Origin of the sequence: Aliivibrio sp. S2TY2 (assembly GCF_028765525.1) — a bacterium.
Classification (GTDB): domain Bacteria; phylum Pseudomonadota; class Gammaproteobacteria; order Enterobacterales; family Vibrionaceae; genus Aliivibrio; species Aliivibrio finisterrensis_A.
Map to the genome: position 1 here is coordinate 96037 of NZ_JARACS010000006.1, position 17422 is coordinate 113458.

Annotated in this window: 14 protein-coding genes; 4 read left to right on the forward strand and 10 right to left on the reverse strand. The window is 40.2% G+C overall.

Annotation, left to right across the window (positions count from 1 at the left end; all coding sequences use genetic code 11):
• Positions 1-138: 138 nt before the first annotated feature.
• The gene (gene mutH / locus PVK63_RS11310) at positions 139-807 is read left to right on the forward strand and encodes a DNA mismatch repair endonuclease MutH (RefSeq protein WP_130046883.1); all 669 of its coding nucleotides are present in this window, start codon (positions 139-141) and stop codon (positions 805-807) included.
• Between the two features lie 52 nt (positions 808-859).
• Here mutH and PVK63_RS11315 read toward each other — a convergent pair whose 3' ends face one another.
• The 6 genes from PVK63_RS11315 to xerD form a co-directional block, all read right to left on the reverse strand.
• A complete protein-coding gene (locus tag PVK63_RS11315) occupies positions 860-2197 on the reverse strand; it encodes a sigma-54-dependent transcriptional regulator (RefSeq protein ID WP_130044326.1) in 1338 nt (445 codons plus the stop codon).
• A 375-nt stretch (positions 2198-2572) separates the two neighbouring features.
• Entirely contained in the window at positions 2573-4078 is a 1506-nt protein-coding gene (gene lysS, locus PVK63_RS11320; protein WP_130046884.1) for a lysine--tRNA ligase, read from the reverse strand.
• A 13-nt stretch (positions 4079-4091) separates the two neighbouring features.
• A protein-coding gene (prfB, locus tag PVK63_RS11325; protein WP_130044328.1) for a peptide chain release factor 2 occupies positions 4092-5190 on the reverse strand; the annotation gives its coding sequence in 2 pieces (ribosomal slippage) (positions 4092-5114 and positions 5116-5190; 1098 coding nt in all).
• 281 nt (positions 5191-5471) lie between these two features.
• Positions 5472-7211: a single-stranded-DNA-specific exonuclease RecJ gene (gene recJ / locus PVK63_RS11330; protein ID WP_274440491.1), complete on the reverse strand. Its 1740-nt coding sequence runs from the start codon at positions 7209-7211 to the stop codon at positions 5472-5474.
• 98 nt (positions 7212-7309) lie between these two features.
• The gene (gene dsbC / locus PVK63_RS11335) at positions 7310-8083 is read right to left on the reverse strand and encodes a bifunctional protein-disulfide isomerase/oxidoreductase DsbC (RefSeq protein ID WP_274440492.1); all 774 of its coding nucleotides are present in this window, start codon (positions 8081-8083) and stop codon (positions 7310-7312) included.
• A gap of 77 nt (positions 8084-8160) precedes the next feature.
• On the reverse strand, positions 8161-9057 hold the full coding sequence (xerD, locus tag PVK63_RS11340) for a site-specific tyrosine recombinase XerD (RefSeq protein WP_105055533.1): 897 nt from the start codon (positions 9055-9057) through the stop codon (positions 8161-8163).
• Between the two features lie 142 nt (positions 9058-9199).
• On the opposite strand from xerD, the gene fldB reads away from it, so the two are divergent.
• Positions 9200-9718, forward strand: coding sequence for a flavodoxin FldB (gene fldB, locus PVK63_RS11345; protein ID WP_105054008.1), 519 nt, complete (start codon positions 9200-9202; stop codon positions 9716-9718).
• A 131-nt stretch (positions 9719-9849) separates the two neighbouring features.
• On the opposite strand, the gene brnQ is transcribed toward fldB, so the two are convergent.
• On the reverse strand, positions 9850-11163 hold the full coding sequence (brnQ, locus tag PVK63_RS11350) for a branched-chain amino acid transport system II carrier protein (protein ID WP_130086942.1): 1314 nt from the start codon (positions 11161-11163) through the stop codon (positions 9850-9852).
• 287 nt (positions 11164-11450) lie between these two features.
• Here brnQ and PVK63_RS11355 point away from each other — a divergent pair, with 287 nt between their 5' ends.
• Positions 11451-12155: a tRNA1(Val) (adenine(37)-N6)-methyltransferase gene (locus tag PVK63_RS11355; RefSeq protein WP_130086941.1), complete on the forward strand. Its 705-nt coding sequence runs from the start codon at positions 11451-11453 to the stop codon at positions 12153-12155.
• Between the two features lie 87 nt (positions 12156-12242).
• Positions 12243-13487, forward strand: coding sequence for an ATP-dependent RNA helicase SrmB (gene srmB, locus PVK63_RS11360; protein WP_130086940.1), 1245 nt, complete (start codon positions 12243-12245; stop codon positions 13485-13487).
• 350 nt (positions 13488-13837) lie between these two features.
• Here the strand turns inward: srmB and fbaA are convergent, their stop codons facing one another.
• The 3 genes from fbaA to epd form a co-directional block, all read right to left on the reverse strand.
• Positions 13838-14914 (reverse strand): class II fructose-bisphosphate aldolase, encoded by a 1077-nt coding sequence (gene fbaA / locus PVK63_RS11365; RefSeq protein WP_130044335.1) that lies wholly within the window; start codon positions 14912-14914, stop codon positions 13838-13840.
• A gap of 154 nt (positions 14915-15068) precedes the next feature.
• On the reverse strand, positions 15069-16232 hold the full coding sequence (locus PVK63_RS11370; protein WP_151655499.1) for a phosphoglycerate kinase: 1164 nt from the start codon (positions 16230-16232) through the stop codon (positions 15069-15071).
• Positions 16233-16398: 166 nt separating this feature from the next.
• Positions 16399-17418 (reverse strand): erythrose-4-phosphate dehydrogenase, encoded by a 1020-nt coding sequence (epd, locus tag PVK63_RS11375; protein ID WP_130087035.1) that lies wholly within the window; start codon positions 17416-17418, stop codon positions 16399-16401.
• Between the last annotated feature and the right edge of the window lie 4 nt (positions 17419-17422).

Here is a 17422-nt window from a genome sequence, read left to right on the forward strand (position 1 = left end):
TGTACATAGATCCATAAAAACAAATATAGAGCAAAAAATAATCTTCAATGTGGATAACTTGAGAAGATCCAATCAAGAGTGCTAAATAGAAAAGATTATATGGTAATCTTAACGTTCTATCGTCATTAAAGAGCCACTATGAAGCAACCACCACCAAACAGTATTAATGAACTATTAACCAGAGCTGAAAACATTGCAGGCTATACGCTCTCTGAACTTGCTGAACAAGCAGAGATAGCTGTCCCTGAAAATTTAAAGCGAGATAAAGGCTGGGTTGGGCAGTTATTAGAATGGCATTTAGGCGCTTCTGCAGGCAGTAAACCATTGCCTGATTTCATTGATCTTGGTATTGAACTCAAAACAATTCCGATCAGTTATAGCGGAAAACCTCTTGAAACCACTTTTGTCTCTGTTGCACCTCTAACTGGGGTACATAGTTTAAAGTGGGAGGAATCTCATGTTCGCCATAAATTAGCTCATGTTCTGTGGATCCCTGTAGAGGGAGAGCGAGAAATCCCTGTCGGTGACCGACATGTTGGTTATCCTGTACTGTGGAAACCTTCCATAGCAGAAGAGCACCAATTAAAGCAAGATTGGGAAGAGTTAATGGACTTAATTGTCTTAGGAAAAGTGGAATCTATCACGGCAAAGCATGGCGAAGTTTTACAGCTTAGACCTAAAGCGGCAAACAGCCGAGCCCTTACTGAAGCTTACGGGGAGAATGGAAATCCAATTAAAACGCTACCAAGAGGGTTTTATTTAAAAACTCATTTTACTCATGCGATCTTAAAATCATTCTTTAATTAAAAAAGGCCTTATCTCTGATTAAGATAAGACCCTTTTGCTAACTTTGCTTTTATTAGCTGTAGCTTCTTGGCTCAGAAATCAAGTTATGTTTATTCAATAAACGATACATGGTGGCACGCGACACTCCTAGCTCTTTTGCAGCAGAGGACACCTGACCATCATGAGACTCTAATACCATCAAGAGTGCATCACGCTCTGAATTTTCACGAATAACACGTAAGCTTCGTTTTGTATCACTGCGCTGTGGAAGATCTAAATGCTCAAGATCTATCGTCATGCTATCTGCAAGTAATACTGCACGTTTAACCTGGTTAACTAATTCACGAACATTACCCGGCCATTGGTAATGCAGCATAGTTTGCATTGCATCTTCTGAGAAAGTACGTGCTTGCGTATTGTATTCTCTGGCATAGCGTTGAAGAAAATGATCCGCTAAGATCGAAATATCTGAACTTCTCTCTTTTAAAGAAGGGACATGAATACGAAGTACATTCAGACGATAATATAACTCTTCTTTAAAGTTACCTTCTTCTATCGCTTTTTCAAGATCAATATGGCTTGCAACAATCACTCTCACATCAAGATCAATAAAACCCTGAGTTGTTTCTATATTACCTTCTTGTAAAAAGCGTAATAAATGTTGCTGTTGAGTCGCTGGTAAATCATTAATATCATTTAAGAACAAAGTACCACCGCTGGCTTGGAACAGTTTAGACTCTTGGTAATCGGATAAATCCAGTCCAAACAACTCTTGTTCTATTTTTGAATCAGATAATGAACCACAGTTTAATGAAATAAATGGCCCTTTATTACGACCAGAAGAATCATGTACTGCTTTTGCTACCGCATCCTTACCAACGCCACTTTCACCAGAGATAAGAATAGAAACATCTGTTGGTGCTACTCGACGAATTTGATCTCGTAGACGCTTAACTGCCGGCGCTTCACCTAAAATGCCTAAATCCGATTTTTGACCCATATTTGGCCAAACTTTACGTTCTAATTTTAGCATACCTAATTGGTGACCAATCGTACTTAGCAACTGAGCATCAGGAATTGGAGCGGTAAAGAAATCAATACAGAAATTCACAATAAATTGGCAAATAGTATCTGAGCTTAGTTGTGATTCACGAATAAATGCCATCCAACGCACTTGTTTATTATTATTTACTAACGTTGCAATACCATTAAGGCTAAAATCATCTTGGCTTAGATCAACAATACCAATACATGGCCCAATTTCATCAAACAATGCTTGCGCTGCACGAAGGTCATAACAACGATGACAACGCCAGCCAACTTGTTCTAATACTGCTAACCAAGGTTCGTAACTTCCACCAACAACCACTAACGAACCTGGAACAGAATCCATACGAAACTGAGTACCCATAGCCTTACCTCTAAATTCTTTATTTAACCAACTAAACTTTCTTCTAAAGGCAACTATACAGGTTTTAAGACTCATCACAGTCTCATAAATGAGATGTTCGTCATCTTTTTAACAAAAATACACAAAATTACAGATAAAAAATAAATGATACTTAACATATCAGAAAGAAATATGCCTCATCTATGAGATGCGTTTGATTTTATAATATAAAGGAAGGTGTTTTTATTACTTTTATAGCCATTCCTCTACTTTAAAAAGAAATGTAAAAGTTAGGTCAATTGATGAGGAAGTGTGCTTGTATTCTAATATTTTCCTTTTTATAAAAAAAAAGAGCAGCTTTAAAAGCTACTCTTTAATTTATCACTTTATTCTAAATTATGCTTGAGGGCGCATAGAAGGGAATAAAATAACATCACGAATTGTGTGAGTGTTAGTGAATAGCATCACTAAACGGTCAATACCGATACCTTGACCCGCTGTTGGCGGTAAACCGTGCTCAAGCGCTGTAATATAATCAGCATCATAGAACATTGCTTCATCATCACCAGACTCTTTTGCGTTAACTTGCGCTTTAAAACGCTCGTCTTGGTCTTGAGCATCATTAAGCTCAGAGAAACCATTTGCTACTTCACGGCCACCAATAAAGAACTCAAAACGGTCTGTAATGAAATCATTGTTGTCGTTACGACGTGCTAATGGTGAGATATCCGCTGGGTATTCAGTGATGAACGTAGGTTGCATTAACTTAGGCTCAGCTGTTTCACCAAAGATTTCTTCAAGAAGCTGACCACATGTCCAGAAGCTTTCAACGTCAACATGCACTGATTTCGCGATAGAAACCATTAAGTCACGATCTTGAACGCCTTCGTACGTTAGCGCTTGAATCTCAGCATGCTCTGGGTTGTATAGTTTAATCGCGTCTAGCATGCTCATACGTGCGTATTTGCCACCAAAATCAACGGTATACTCACCGTAAGGCATTTTATCACTGCCTAGAACAGAGATAGCTACTTGAGATAGCATTGCTTCTGTTAGATCCATTAGATCGTTGTAATCAGCATACGCCATGTAGAATTCCATCATTGTGAATTCTGGGTTATGACGTGGAGATAGGCCTTCGTTACGGAAGTTACGGTTAATTTCGAACACACGCTCAAAACCACCAACAACTAGACGTTTTAGGTAAAGCTCAGGAGCGATACGTAGGTACATATCAACATCAAGTGCATTATGGTGTGTTACGAATGGACGTGCAGAAGCGCCACCAGGGATAACGTGCATCATTGGCGTTTCAACTTCCATGAAGCCTTTATCAACCATGAAGTTACGAATTGCAGAAACCACTTTAGAGCGAATAACAAATGCAGTACGTGAATCATCATTTACGATAAGATCAACATAACGCTGACGGTAACGCATTTCTTGGTCAGTTAAACCGTGGAATTTTTCAGGTAATGGACGCAGTGCTTTAGTTAGCAATACGTACTCTTCCATGTTCACGTAAAGATCGCCTTTACCTGATTTATGTAGAGCACCTTTAACACCGATGATGTCACCGATATCTAGACCTTGGTATTTGTCTTTAAGCTCTTTTTGCACATCTTTCGATGCATAAGCTTGGATCTTACCAGACACTTCTTGGATCAATAAGAAAGGACCACGCTTAGCCATGATACGGCCTGCGATAGCAACGATATGGTTTAGTTCTTCTAGCTCTTCTTTGGTCTTTTCACCAAACTCAGCTTGAAGGTCACTCGCAAGACTATCACGACGGAAGTCATTCGGGTGGCCATTCGCCTTACATGCTTGACGGATATGGTCTAATTTACCACGACGTTCTGCAATCAGTTTGTTTTCATCTAGTTGTACTTGGTCAGTCATAATGAACCCTTTCTTATAATCCAGATTTTAAGCTGGCTTCGATAAATTTATCTAAATCACCGTCTAATACGGCTTGCGTATTACGATTTTCAATGCCGGTACGCAAATCTTTAATGCGCGAATCATCTAATACGTATGAGCGAATCTGACTGCCCCACCCGATATCGGATTTAGAATCTTCGTTTACTTGTTTCTCTGCGTTTTGTTTCTGAAGCTCAAGTTCAAACAGTTTTGCTTTCAACTGCTTCATTGCTTGTGCTTTGTTTTTATGCTGAGAACGATCATTTTGACATTGCACTACTGTATTTGTCGGAACGTGAGTAATACGTACCGCAGATTCAGTGGTGTTTACGTGTTGACCACCCGCGCCAGAAGCTCGGTATACATCAATACGTAAATCAGCAGGGTTAATATCTACTTCAATGTTGTCATCTATCTCAGGATAGATAAACGCTGAGGCAAATGAGGTATGTCGACGACCACTTGAATCAAATGGTGATTTACGAACTAAACGGTGTACGCCAGTTTCTGTGCGTAACCAACCATAAGCGTATTCACCAGAAATGCGTACTGTTGCGCCTTTTAGGCCTGCTACATCACCATCAGAAACTTCGATTATTTCCGTTTTAAATCCTTTGGCTTCCGCCCAACGCAAGTACATACGTAACATCATTGATGTCCAATCTTGCGCTTCTGTGCCGCCAGAACCTGACTGTAAATCAATATAACAATCAGATGCATCATGTGCACCAGAGAACATACGACGAAATTCTAACGCCGCTAGTTTTTCTTCTAAGTCAGCAAGCTCTGGTTCAATTTCATCAAACGTCTCTTGATCTTGTTCTTCTACTGCTAACTCAAGTAAGCCTTCAACGTCTTCGCCGCCTTGGTCTAATTGGTCAATAGTTTCTACAATCGCTTCTAAAGAAGCACGTTCTTTACCTAATGCTTGTGCGCGCTCAGGTTCATTCCATACTTCTGGTTGTTCTAGCTCTGCATTGACTTCTTCTAGACGCTCTTTCTTAGCATCATAGTCAAAGGTACCCCCTCAGGATATTTGTGCGATCAGACACATCCTGGAGACGGTTTTTAATAGGATTAATTTCGAACATGGTGTTTTATCATCGCCGAATAAAAAATAACCGAGAGATTTTAACCAAAAGTGTGATAGAAATCGAGGTATTTCACCCTCTGAAAGCAAGAACAATAAGGATTGAGAAAATGGTGTAAATTTAATCACACCAATTTTCTTTTTATTTAACCTCTAGCCGGAATACGCGCCTTTCTATTTTCATACAAAGCAAAAATGCAACATATCATTAGGTATCACTTAACGTGATGTTTAGTGTTAGTTAACCTTTTTGCTTTCTTTTTTCTTTATAGTGCAATGAAATTACATTGGTTCTATGTATTCAACCATTAATTGTAATGTTTGATTGCCTCGAAATTCATTAATATCTAAACGATAAGCCAGTTTTACTTTTTGAACAGAGGCATCAGGCCAGCGACGAACATCGATATTAAATGCAATAGCATCAACCATTTTATTGGTTGGAAAATCTTTATGCAGTGGTTCCAACATCAACTTAAGGTGTTTTTCACCCACCAAGCGTTGATTTAATACTTTAAACTCACCATCAAAAATAGGCTCAGGGAAAGCTTGTCCCCATGGACCGCCCGCTCGAATGATCTCTGCAGTACCTAAAGTAAATTCTTCCGGTGTTAGCTCGCCATCTGACAGTACGACTCCAGTTAACGTCTCTTCTTCTACTGATTCACGCACCACATCATCAAAGGCTTGACTGAACTTCTTATAATCCACTTCTTTAATGGTTAATCCTGCTGCCATCGCATGACCACCAAATTTTAAGATCAACCCCGGATTTCGAGTATCTATTAAATCCAGCGCATCACGCATATGAAAGCCAGAGATAGAACGGCACGACCCTTTAATAAAGCCATCGCCGCCATCAGCAAAGGCGATCACTGGACGGTGATATTTTTCTTTAATGCGAGAAGCGAGAATTCCAATAACACCTTGATGCCAATCGCGTTGAAATAAAACCAAACCAAACGGCAGTTCACTTTGTGCGCCAAATTCTAATCGCTCACAAATGGCCATGGCTTCGTCTTTCATCCCTTGCTCAATCTCTTTGCGAGTTTGATTTAAGGCATCCAACTCTGAAGCCATACGACGAGCTGCATGAATGTTATTCGACATCAGCAATTCAACGCCAAATGACATATCATCCAAACGCCCTGCTGCATTAATTCTTGGCCCAAGCGCAAAACCAAAATCAGAAGCCACAATTCGAGAAGGTACTTTATTTGCTACTTCGATTAACGCTTGTATGCCCGGACGACACTTACCCGCACGAATACGCTGTATGCCTTGATGCACTAAAATACGGTTATTTTCATCCAACGCGACCAAGTCAGCAACAGTACCAAGTGCAACTAAGTCCAATAAATCAGCAAGGTTAGGAATGGGAATATTTTGAGTTTCAAACCAGTTGTTTTCACGCAAACGAGCTCGAATCGCTAACATCAAATAAAACGCGACGCCAACACCGGCTAAAGATTTAGACGGAAAAGCACACTCTTCTAGGTTTGGATTAACAATTGAATCGGCAATAGGCAAAGAAGAGCCCGGCAAATGGTGATCGGTTACAACCACTTGCATGCCATATTCTTTGGCTTTTAATACCCCATCAATGGATGAAACACCATTATCCACCGTCATAATGATTTCTGCGCCCATCGCTTTGGCTTGATCCACCACATCAGGGCTTAATCCATAGCCATCTTCAAAACGATTCGGTACTAAATAATCAACATTACTACTGCCCATCATTCGAAATGCCATCACAGATAACGCAGAACTCGTTGCGCCATCAGCATCGAAATCACCCACGACAATAATACGAGTTTGTTTTGCGATCGCCTCAACTAGAATATCAACGGCTTTAGTTATGCCATGCATTGATTGAAATGAGAGCAAGGATTTAGCACCACGCTCTAACTGATCATTTGATGTAATACCACGAGCTGCATAAATCCGTTGTAAGATTGAAGGAATTGAACTCGGAAGTGCTGGAATTTCTGGAATAAGACGACGTTTCACTTCAATCATGATTTGGCCCAAGGTTAGGTTTATAAAGATAAAAAAATCCCCGCAGCATACTTAAGTTAAATAAGTATTGCGGGGATTTAAATTCAATTACGTAAGAATTATTTTTCTAAGTCTTTCAAAAGCTCTTGTGCTGGCTTGTAACCAGGTACAAGATCACCATTAGGCAGTACAATTGCAGGTGTACCATTTACACCCATTTTACGACCTAATAAATACTGTTCTTTGATGATGCTCTTACACTGAGCTGTTGCTGGTTTTTCACCATTAATTGCACGGTGTGATTTTGCGTCTTCCATCGCTTGTTGTTTGTCATCAGCACACCAAATTTGTGCCATTTTATCTGCAACAGAGCCTTGGTAACCTTGACGAGGGTAAGCCAAGTAACGAACAGTAATACCTGCATCGTTATAGTCTTTCATCTCTTTATGAAGTTTTGTACAGTAACCACAAGTGATATCTGTAAATACAGTGATAACGTGTTTTTCATCCTTAGCAGGGAACACAATCATGTTCTCACTTTGGCTATCAACCAATTTTGCAAAACGAGCCGCTAATAAATCTTTCATATTGCCATTTTCATCAAACTCAAAAATACGACCTTGAATGAAATGCTTACCATCATCTGATACATAAAAAATACCAAATGGTGTTTCTACTTGTTTAAAACCATCAACCTCAGAGTCATGAATGGCTTCTACAGGTAAACCCAATGCAGTTAAACGTTGAGTAATCGCTTGCTCTGAATCAGATTGAGAGACTTCTACAGAAGGCGCTACCACTTTCTCTTTTTCTTGCTCATCAGAACATGCTGTAAAAGAAATTACACTCAATAGAGCAATACACATCGCGCTAGTACGGCGAATAAATGACATAAAAGTACCTATAAAAAAAGTAAAAATAGAAGGTTTAAATTGTAGAGTAGTAAACCAACAAGAAGTTCCCTTTATCACTATGAACGAGGGTGATGCTCTTGATGGATCTGTTTTAAACGTTCCGTTGCTACGTGAGTATATATTTGTGTTGTCGAAAGATCACTATGTCCTAGTAACATTTGTACGACACGTAGGTCTGCACCATAGTTTAATAGGTGTGTCGCAAACGCATGGCGCAAGACGTGTGGCGATAATTTATCCGTATCAATACCAGCAATCACAGCATAATGCTTAATACGATGCCAAAAAGTTTGTCTTGTCATCTGTCTTGCTCTTTTGCTTGGAAAAACCACATCTGAACTTTTTTCACCAAGTAACGCTGGGCGTCCTTGGTCTAAAAACGTTTGAATCCAATCTACCGCATTTTCTCCCATCGGCACTAAACGTTCTTTGTCACCCTTACCAGTAACACGAACCACACCTTGACGAAGGCTCAAATTTTCCATGGTTAAACTGACTAATTCCGTCACACGTAAACCGGTTGCATAAAGCAGTTCTAACATCGCACGATCACGAAGTTCTAGTGGGTCATCGACATTAGGCGCTTCTAATAAATCGTTTACTTGATCCTCACTCAAATCTTTAGGTAATCGTTGCGGTAGTTTAGGGCTCATTAATAGTGCCGTTGGGTCATCACCACGAATTTTCTCTCGATGTAAATATTGGAAAAAACGACGCAAAGCCGACAGCATTCTCGCTCGTGATGTTTGTTTATATTCTTTATCTACCAAGTACGCTTGATATTCATTTAATCCCATTGCTGAAATAGAGGCACACTTATAATGATTATCTTCTAGCCATTGCAGTAATTTCACCAAATCATTTCGATACGAAGCCAACGTATTCTCAGATAAACCACGCTCCATCCACATGGTATCTAAAAAACGCTCAATTAAAGCCATATCATTGTTCATTGCCATCACCATTTACTGAAAACCAAAAAATACTGGTTAGAATTACAGTATTAAACAATTATCACGGCTTTCATTGCAAGTTTAATTTTAAGAATCATTTGCGGTACACTAGGCTTTCGTCCTCATTAATATGGTAGTTAAAATGAAAATTGGTCTGTTTTACGGCTCTTCCACTTGTTACACCGAAATGGCTTCTGAAAAAATCAGAGCAATCATGGGTGAAGAACTGGTTGATATCTACAATATTAAGGAGACACCAGTAGCCACAATGAACGATTACGATCTGCTGTTACTTGGCATATCAACATGGGATTTTGGTGAAATTCAAGAAGACTGGCTCGCCGTATGGGAAGAGTTAGATGGCCTTTCTCTAGAAGGTAAAACTATTGCTCTATTTGGCCTTGGTGATCAAGAAGGCTATGGCGAATGGTTCTTAGATGCGATGGGGTTGTTGCACGATGAATTAAAAGCAACAAACGCGAAGTTCATTGGCTATTGGAAGAACGAAGGCTATCAGTTTGATGCATCAAAAGCGTTGACTGAAGATGAATCTCACTTTGTTGGTTTGGCATTAGATGAAGACAGCCAATATGACAAGAGTGATGAGCGTATTGAACAATGGTGTGAGCAGGTGTTAGTGGAATATCACGATTCACTTTAAAGCAAAATATAGAATTCAGATCGCTTCGCTTGAAGAGTTCAGAGGAGTTTGCTGAAACCATTACAGCTTACAGCAATCACCTCTGAATCCTTTAAGGGAGCTTGCGACCGATCTGAACCCTTATCTTTTAATTATGCGTTTTCAGTCACTAATTCGTCTTCTTTCTTGCCAACAAAACGAACAGCAATCATCGAAGCAAACGTTGGGATAACCCAAGCTATACCATGATTAAATAATGGTAGCATTGAGAACGCTGACATATCCGCTCCTGCCACTTTCGCTGCATCTAGTACCGCAAAACACGTCGCAACTAAAATTACAACACGATATGCAAGACGAGGGTTTGGCATCATCTTACGAACAAACGCCAATGCAACTAAAGCAATCGCCACTGGGTAAAGTAAGAATAAAACAGGTACAGATAAAGCAATTAACTGTGTTAGGCCCACGTTAGCAACCACTGCACAAGCAACACCAACAACAATAACCCATGTTTTGTACGTCACTTTACAGATAGAACTAAAGTAGTCTGCACATGCAGAGATAAGACCAATAGCCGTGGTTAGACATGCAATTAATACGATAACTGATAATACGATTTGGCCTGAAGAACCAAACAGTGCATGAGTGTAAGCCGTTAGAATCGCACCACCGTTGGCTGCACCAGGCGCAACAGTGCTTGAGGTTGCCCCTAAATAGAATAGAGAGACATAAACAAATGCTAAGCCTAATGCTGCAATACAACCCGCAGCCGTTAAATACTTAGTCGTTGCTTTATGCTCTGTAATGCCTTTCTTTTTTAATGCATCAATAATTAAAATACCAAACATTAACGCACCAAAGGTATCCATGGTGTTATAACCTTCAAAGAAACCAGTCGTTAATGGTTGCTCAATATAGTTACCCGTTGCTGCCACAATATCACCTTGTGGATTAACAAATACCGCAATTGCTAAAATGATTAAACCGATGAATAGTGCTGGTGTTAGGAACTTACCTATCGTATCGATAAGCTTACCTTGAGACCATGCAAAAAACATTGCGATTGAGAAGAAGGCAATTGAGAATAGCGTTAACGATAACTGTCCAGCCTCTGCTGACATAAATGGTTTTGCCGCCATTTCATACGCAACCAAACCAGTTCGTGGTGCAGCAAACGCAGGCCCAATAATCACAAACATTAAGATGGCCATAATCATCGCTACTTTTGGTGGTAAATCACGAGTCAATTGTTGCCAAGAACCACCAGCAATACCGATAGCAATAATAGTTAATAGTGGTAAACCGACCGCGGTAATGAGAAATCCACCCATAGCACTGTATACGTGCTCACCCGCCATTTGGCCTGCGATTGGTGGAAAAATGATATTACCAGCGCCTAAGAAGAAGGCAAAAAGCATAAAGCCTACGGCAATGATATCGGTGAGTTTTAATGACTGTTTCATAAGAAACCCTTGTATAATGTTGTGTGTATTTAATGTTGTGTTTTATATCTTTTTTGATACTTATGTCAGAATAATGAACAAATTATCGATAATTCGCAATAGCTCAGAGAAAAACACCATAATTGAATTGCTACACACTCAATAAGCAGTTTATTACTCTGTTAATTGCTTTTATAAAAGAGTGATCAGTTAACATTAAAAGAATCAACAAAAGATCAAAAATAGAACATCAAACTAATTAACAATATAATTACAAGATTAACAACTATTGCTATATTGGAGCAGCCATGAATAAAAGCTTCACTTTCAAACAATTTCATATCGATATAGGTCAATGCGGGATGCCGGTAAGCACAGACGCTGTGTTACTCGGTGCTTGGGCTGATATTAATAAATGCCAATCCATATTAGACATTGGTTGTGGGACAGGGTTATTAAGCTTAATGTGTGCACAACGCGAAGTATCGAGCGTTATTGACGCGGTTGAATTAATGCCTATTGCAGTAGAAGTAGCAACTAAAAATATTACTCATTCACCATGGTCAGATCGTATTAAGGTATTTCATCAGAATATTTTAAGCTATTCATCAAAAACGCAATACGAAGCTATTATTTGTAACCCTCCTTACTTTACTAGCGGTGAACAATCACAAAAAGGCGAACGCTCATCTGCCCGTCATACAGACAGTTTACCTTTCAGTGATTTATTAACTCAGTGCAAAAAACTACTTTCACCTAAGGGGCGAGCCAGCTTCATTCTTCCTCTTTTTGAAGGGAAGCAATTTATCGAAATAGCCAAAACTCTCGGTTTTCGCTTAACAAAACTGACAAATGTAAAAACAACCGAAAAAAAAGATACCTCTCGATTGCTGATAGAGATATCTTCTTTTCCTTATGATTATCAAGAGAATACATTAATAATACACAGTGAAAATGGCTATAGTGATGACTTTATTAAGCTCACAAGATGCTTTTATCTGAATATGGACTAAAAGATCGGTGATCCATCTCTAATAAATCACTATAATGTCTGGCTAACATCATATTTATACTCTTTAGACCTGAACGGAGAATCTACAGTGATCAAAACGTTTGCTGATCTCGATCTATCCCCTAACCTACTGCGCGCTCTTGAGGAGATTGGTTATCAACGTCCAACTCAAGTTCAGGCTATGGCTATTCCTGAAGCATTAGAAGGAAAAGACATTCTTGCTTCTGCTCCAACAGGCACAGGTAAATCTGCGGCTTTCTTATTACCTGCATTGCAACATCTTGATGATTTCCCTCGTCGTGATCCAGGACCTGCGCGTATTCTGATCCTGACGCCAACTCGTGAACTTGCTATTCAAGTGGCCGATGAAGCTCGTGAATTATCAAAGTACACACGCCATAAAGTATTTACGATCACTGGCGGCATTAGCTACCAAGATCACGCTGATATTCTTGCTACTACTCAAGATATCGTTGTCGCTACACCAGGTCGTTTGATGGAATACATTGAAGCTGAGCGCTTTGACTGTCGAGCGATTGAAACACTGATCCTTGATGAAGCTGACCGTATGCTAGACATGGGCTTTGGCCCTGTAGTTGACCGTCTCTCAAAAGAGTGTCGCTGGCGTAAACAAACCTTCTTGTTCTCTGCAACATTAGAAGGTCGTGGTGTCGAAGGTTTCACAGCCGACCTACTGAATGAGCCAGCTGAAATTAATGCTGAGCCATCACGTCGTGAGCGTAAGAAGATCACACAGTGGTATCACCGTGCCGATAATATGCCTCATAAAATTGAGCTATTAAAAAGCATCTTAACTCAACAAGCTGAGCGCTCAATTGTCTTTGTTAAAACGCGCGAGCGTCTTGCTGAGCTTCGCGGCCACTTAGAAACCGCTAAGATTTCATGTGCATGGTTACAAGGTGATATGCCACAAGAAAGCCGTAACAACGCTATCGCTCGTTTCCGTGATGGTAAAGTGAATGTGCTTATTGCAACCGACGTTGCTGCTCGTGGTATCGATTTACCAAACGTAAGCCATGTAATTAACTTTGATATGCCTCGTACTGCTGACGTGTACCTACACCGTATCGGTCGTACTGCTCGTGCGGGTAATAAAGGTAATGCTGTTTCGCTAATCGAAGCACATGACCAACCAATGATGGAACGTGTTGGCCGTTACGTAAAAGAAGAAGAAGTGATTAAAGAGCGCTTTATTGAGGGCTTAAAACCTCAGCATAAAAAACCTGTTTTCAAAAACAAACAGAAAAAAAATGCGAAGAAGAAAGCGGCTCTAGCGAAGAAAAACGCACCGAAGAAGAAAAAGAAAAAGTAATTTCTATACGCTTCGCTAGCTAGAACGCTACGCGCTAGAAACGATAAAAGCAGTCTGTATTACAGGCTGCTTTTTTATATTTAAAAGAAATAGATAGGCTTCAGATCGCTTCGCTCAAAGGATTCAGGACTATTCGCTGCTATTTCTACAAAACATTGAAACAACACCAAACTTTTTAACCTGCTAAATCCATATTAATGAACTATTTACTCTCTAAATACAAATACCCTGAACCCTTTAAGGGAGCTTGCGACCGATCTGAACCCTGCTCTTCCCTTTCTTCAGACATAAAAAAACCCGCTAATCAGCGGGTTTTTTATTAACTCAATTCGAGCTGTCTATAATAAAAATTATAGTACGTCGATTGCGTTAAGGTCAGCAAATGCTTTCTCAAGACGAGTAACCATAGAAGCTTGACCAGCACGTAGCCATACGCGTGGATCGTAGTACTTCTTGTTTGGCGCAGCTTCGCCAGTTGGGTTACCGATTTGACCTTGTAGGAAATCGAAGTTTTCAGCAGAGTAAGTACGGATACCATCCCATGTAGCCCACTGTGTATCAGTATCGATGTTCATTTTGATAACACCGTAACCGATAGACTCTTGGATTTCTGCTTCAGAAGAACCAGAACCACCGTGGAATACGAAGTTTAGAGCGTTAGGTGCGATACCAAACTTCTCTGCACAGTATGCTTGAGAGTCACGTAGGATAGTTGGAGTAAGTACAACGTTACCAGCTTGGTAAACACCGTGTACGTTACCGAAAGATGCAGCGATAGTGAAACGTGGGCTGATAGCCGTTAGTTTCTCGTATGCGTATGCAACATCTTCAGGAGAAGTGTAAAGCTCAGATGCGTCCATATCAGAGTTATCAACGCCGTCTTCTTCACCGCCAGTACAACCTAGTTCGATTTCTAGAGTCATGTTCATCTTAGCCATACGCGCAAGGTATTGGCCAGAGATTTCGATGTTTTCTTCTAGAGACTCTTCAGAAAGGTCGATCATGTGAGAAGAGAATAGAGGCTTACCAGTTTGAGCGAAGAACTCTTCACCAGCGTCTAGTAGACCGTCGATCCATGGAAGAAGTTTCTTAGCAGCGTGGTCAGTGTGAAGAATAACTGGAACACCGTAAGATTCAGCAACAGCGTGTACGTATTTTGCACCAGCTACAGCACCAAGGATTTGTGCACCTTGACCTTCAAGTTTAACGCCTTTACCAGCGAAGAAACCAGCACCGCCGTTAGAGAACTGAACAACAACAGGAGCTTTAACTTTAGAAGCAGCTTCTAAAACGCCGTTGATTGAATCTGTGTTAACTACGTTTACAGCAGGAAGAGCAAATTTGTTTTCTTTTGCTACTTCAAATACTTTCTGTACGTCGTCGCCAGAAATAACACCAGGTTTTACAAAATCGAAGATCTTAGACATGGAAATAGTCCTATTTATTCTATCGTTTTAAAATTAAAAAACTTACGTTTAAATTTTTGCAAACGTTTGCTCACAACTCTTGCTATTGTATCAATAAACATGGTCATCAACAAACGTAAAAAGCGGGAATGATTAGATTCCCGCTTTTAAATAATTATGCTTTAGCACGCTCTTCAAGCATTGCTACTGCAGGAAGTACTTTACCTTCAACGAACTCAAGGAATGCACCGCCACCTGTAGAAATGTAAGAAACGTCAGCTTTGATACCGAACTTATCGATAGCTGCTAGCGTATCACCACCACCTGCTACAGAGAAACCTTCAGAATCAGCGATTGCTTTAGAAATACCCGCAGTACCTGCTTCAAAGTTTTTGAATTCAAATACGCCAACTGGGCCATTCCAAAGAATTGTTTTTGCATTGCTGATGATTTCAGCAAGAGCAGCTGTTGAATCTGGACCAAGGTCGAAGATCATGTCGTCGTCTTGTACTTCAGAAACGTGCTTGATTTCAGCTTCAGCGTTTTCATCAAATGCTTTTGCACATGCAACATCAGTAGCTACTGGGATTGCACACTCTTTCATTAATTTTTGAGCAGTCTCAACTAGGTCAGCTTCGTATAAAGACTTACCTACATTGTGACCTTCAGCAGCGATGAATGTGTTCGCGATACCACCACCAACAACAAGTTGGTCAGCGATTTTAGATAGAGACTCAAGAACAGTCAGCTTAGTAGATACTTTAGAGCCACCAACGATAGCAACTAATGGACGAGCTGGGTTGTCCATTGCTTTACCAAGTGCTTCAAGTTCAGCTGCTAGAAGAGGACCAGCACACGCTACAGGAGCGTTCATGCCAACACCGTGAGTAGATGCTTGTGCACGGTGAGCAGTACCAAATGCGTCCATTACGAAGATGTCACATAATGCTGCATATTTTTTAGAAAGCTCTTCTTCGTTCTTCTTCTCACCTTTGTTAAAGCGAACGTTTTCAAGAACAACTAGCTCACCAGCGTTTAATTCAAGACCATCTAGGTAATCTTTCGCTAGTTTAACGTCACAATCTAGTGCGTCATTTAAGTAGTTAACTACAGGAGCTAGAGAGAACTCTTCGTTGTACTCGCCTTCCGTTGGACGACCTAGGTGAGAAGTAACCATTACTTTAGCGCCAGCTTCCAAGCAAAGCTTGATAGTTGGTAGAGATGCAAGGATACGAGCATCAGAAGTTACTTTACCATCTTTAACTGGTACGTTTAGGTCAGCACGGATAAATACGCGTTTACCTGCAAGTTCCAGGTCAGTCATCTTGATTACAGACATGTTTTGTCCTCTCAATTAAATAATAAAAAGTTTTCAAGCTCGGCATCATTGCCAAACCGATTAAATTCTTACTGCATTATTCAGTAAATAGGGATGGAGTTCACTTTTTTCAAGGTGAAAATTAATCTTTTTTCTCTTTCCATCACAAATTGTTTGATTGATGCTTTTATTTTCTCATTACTAATGCGGTATCTAACATCCGATTAGCAAATCCCCACTCGTTATCGCACCAGACTAGCATTTTAACTAAATGCCCATTACTCACCCTTGTTTGCGACCCATCGACAATGGCGCTATGGGGATCATGATTAAAGTCGATAGAAACAAGCGGTGCTTCAGTATAGTCAACAATGTTATGTAATGTACACCGAGATGCGTTAACAATGGTTTGATTTATGTCATTAACTTTCACATTTGTATTAATTGTTACACTTAAATCCATCGCGGTGACATTTACTGTCGGCACTCGCACGGAAATCGCTTCAAACTTGTTGGAAAATTTCGGAAATATTCGCTCAATACCTTTATGCAATTTAGTATCAACAGGAATAATTGATTGGCTTGCCGCTCGAGTTCGACGCAAATCAGAGTGATAAGCATCAATCACTTGCTGGTCATTCATAGAAGAATGGATAGTGGTAATGGTGCCAGAATCAATCCCAAACGCATCATCAATGGCTTTAATGACAGGAATAATACAATTGGTGGTGCACGAGCCATTCGACACAATTCGGTGATCTGGTAATAATGTATCGTGATTCACGCCATAGATAATTGTGTTATCTAAATCAGTACCACCAGGATGAGAAAACAGAACCTTTTTAGCACCTGCTTCGATGTGCTTTTCACCATCCGCTTTAGATCCATAAACCCCTGTACAGTCCAAAACCAAATCAACACCTAATGATTGCCACGGCAAAAGAGAAAGATCAGCTTGATGTACGATTCTAATCTTATCTTGAGAGCCATCAGGGAAATCGATATAAAGATATTCTTGATCATGAGTGACTTTATGGGCAAAGCGTCCATGAGTAGAATCGTACTGAAGAAGATGAGCCATGCCTTCTGGCTGCGATAATTCATTAACCGCTACCACTTCAATTTGATCGCGTTTACCACTTTCATACAACGCGCGAAGTACGCTACGCCCAATTCGACCAAATCCATTTATCGCCACTCTCAACATAACG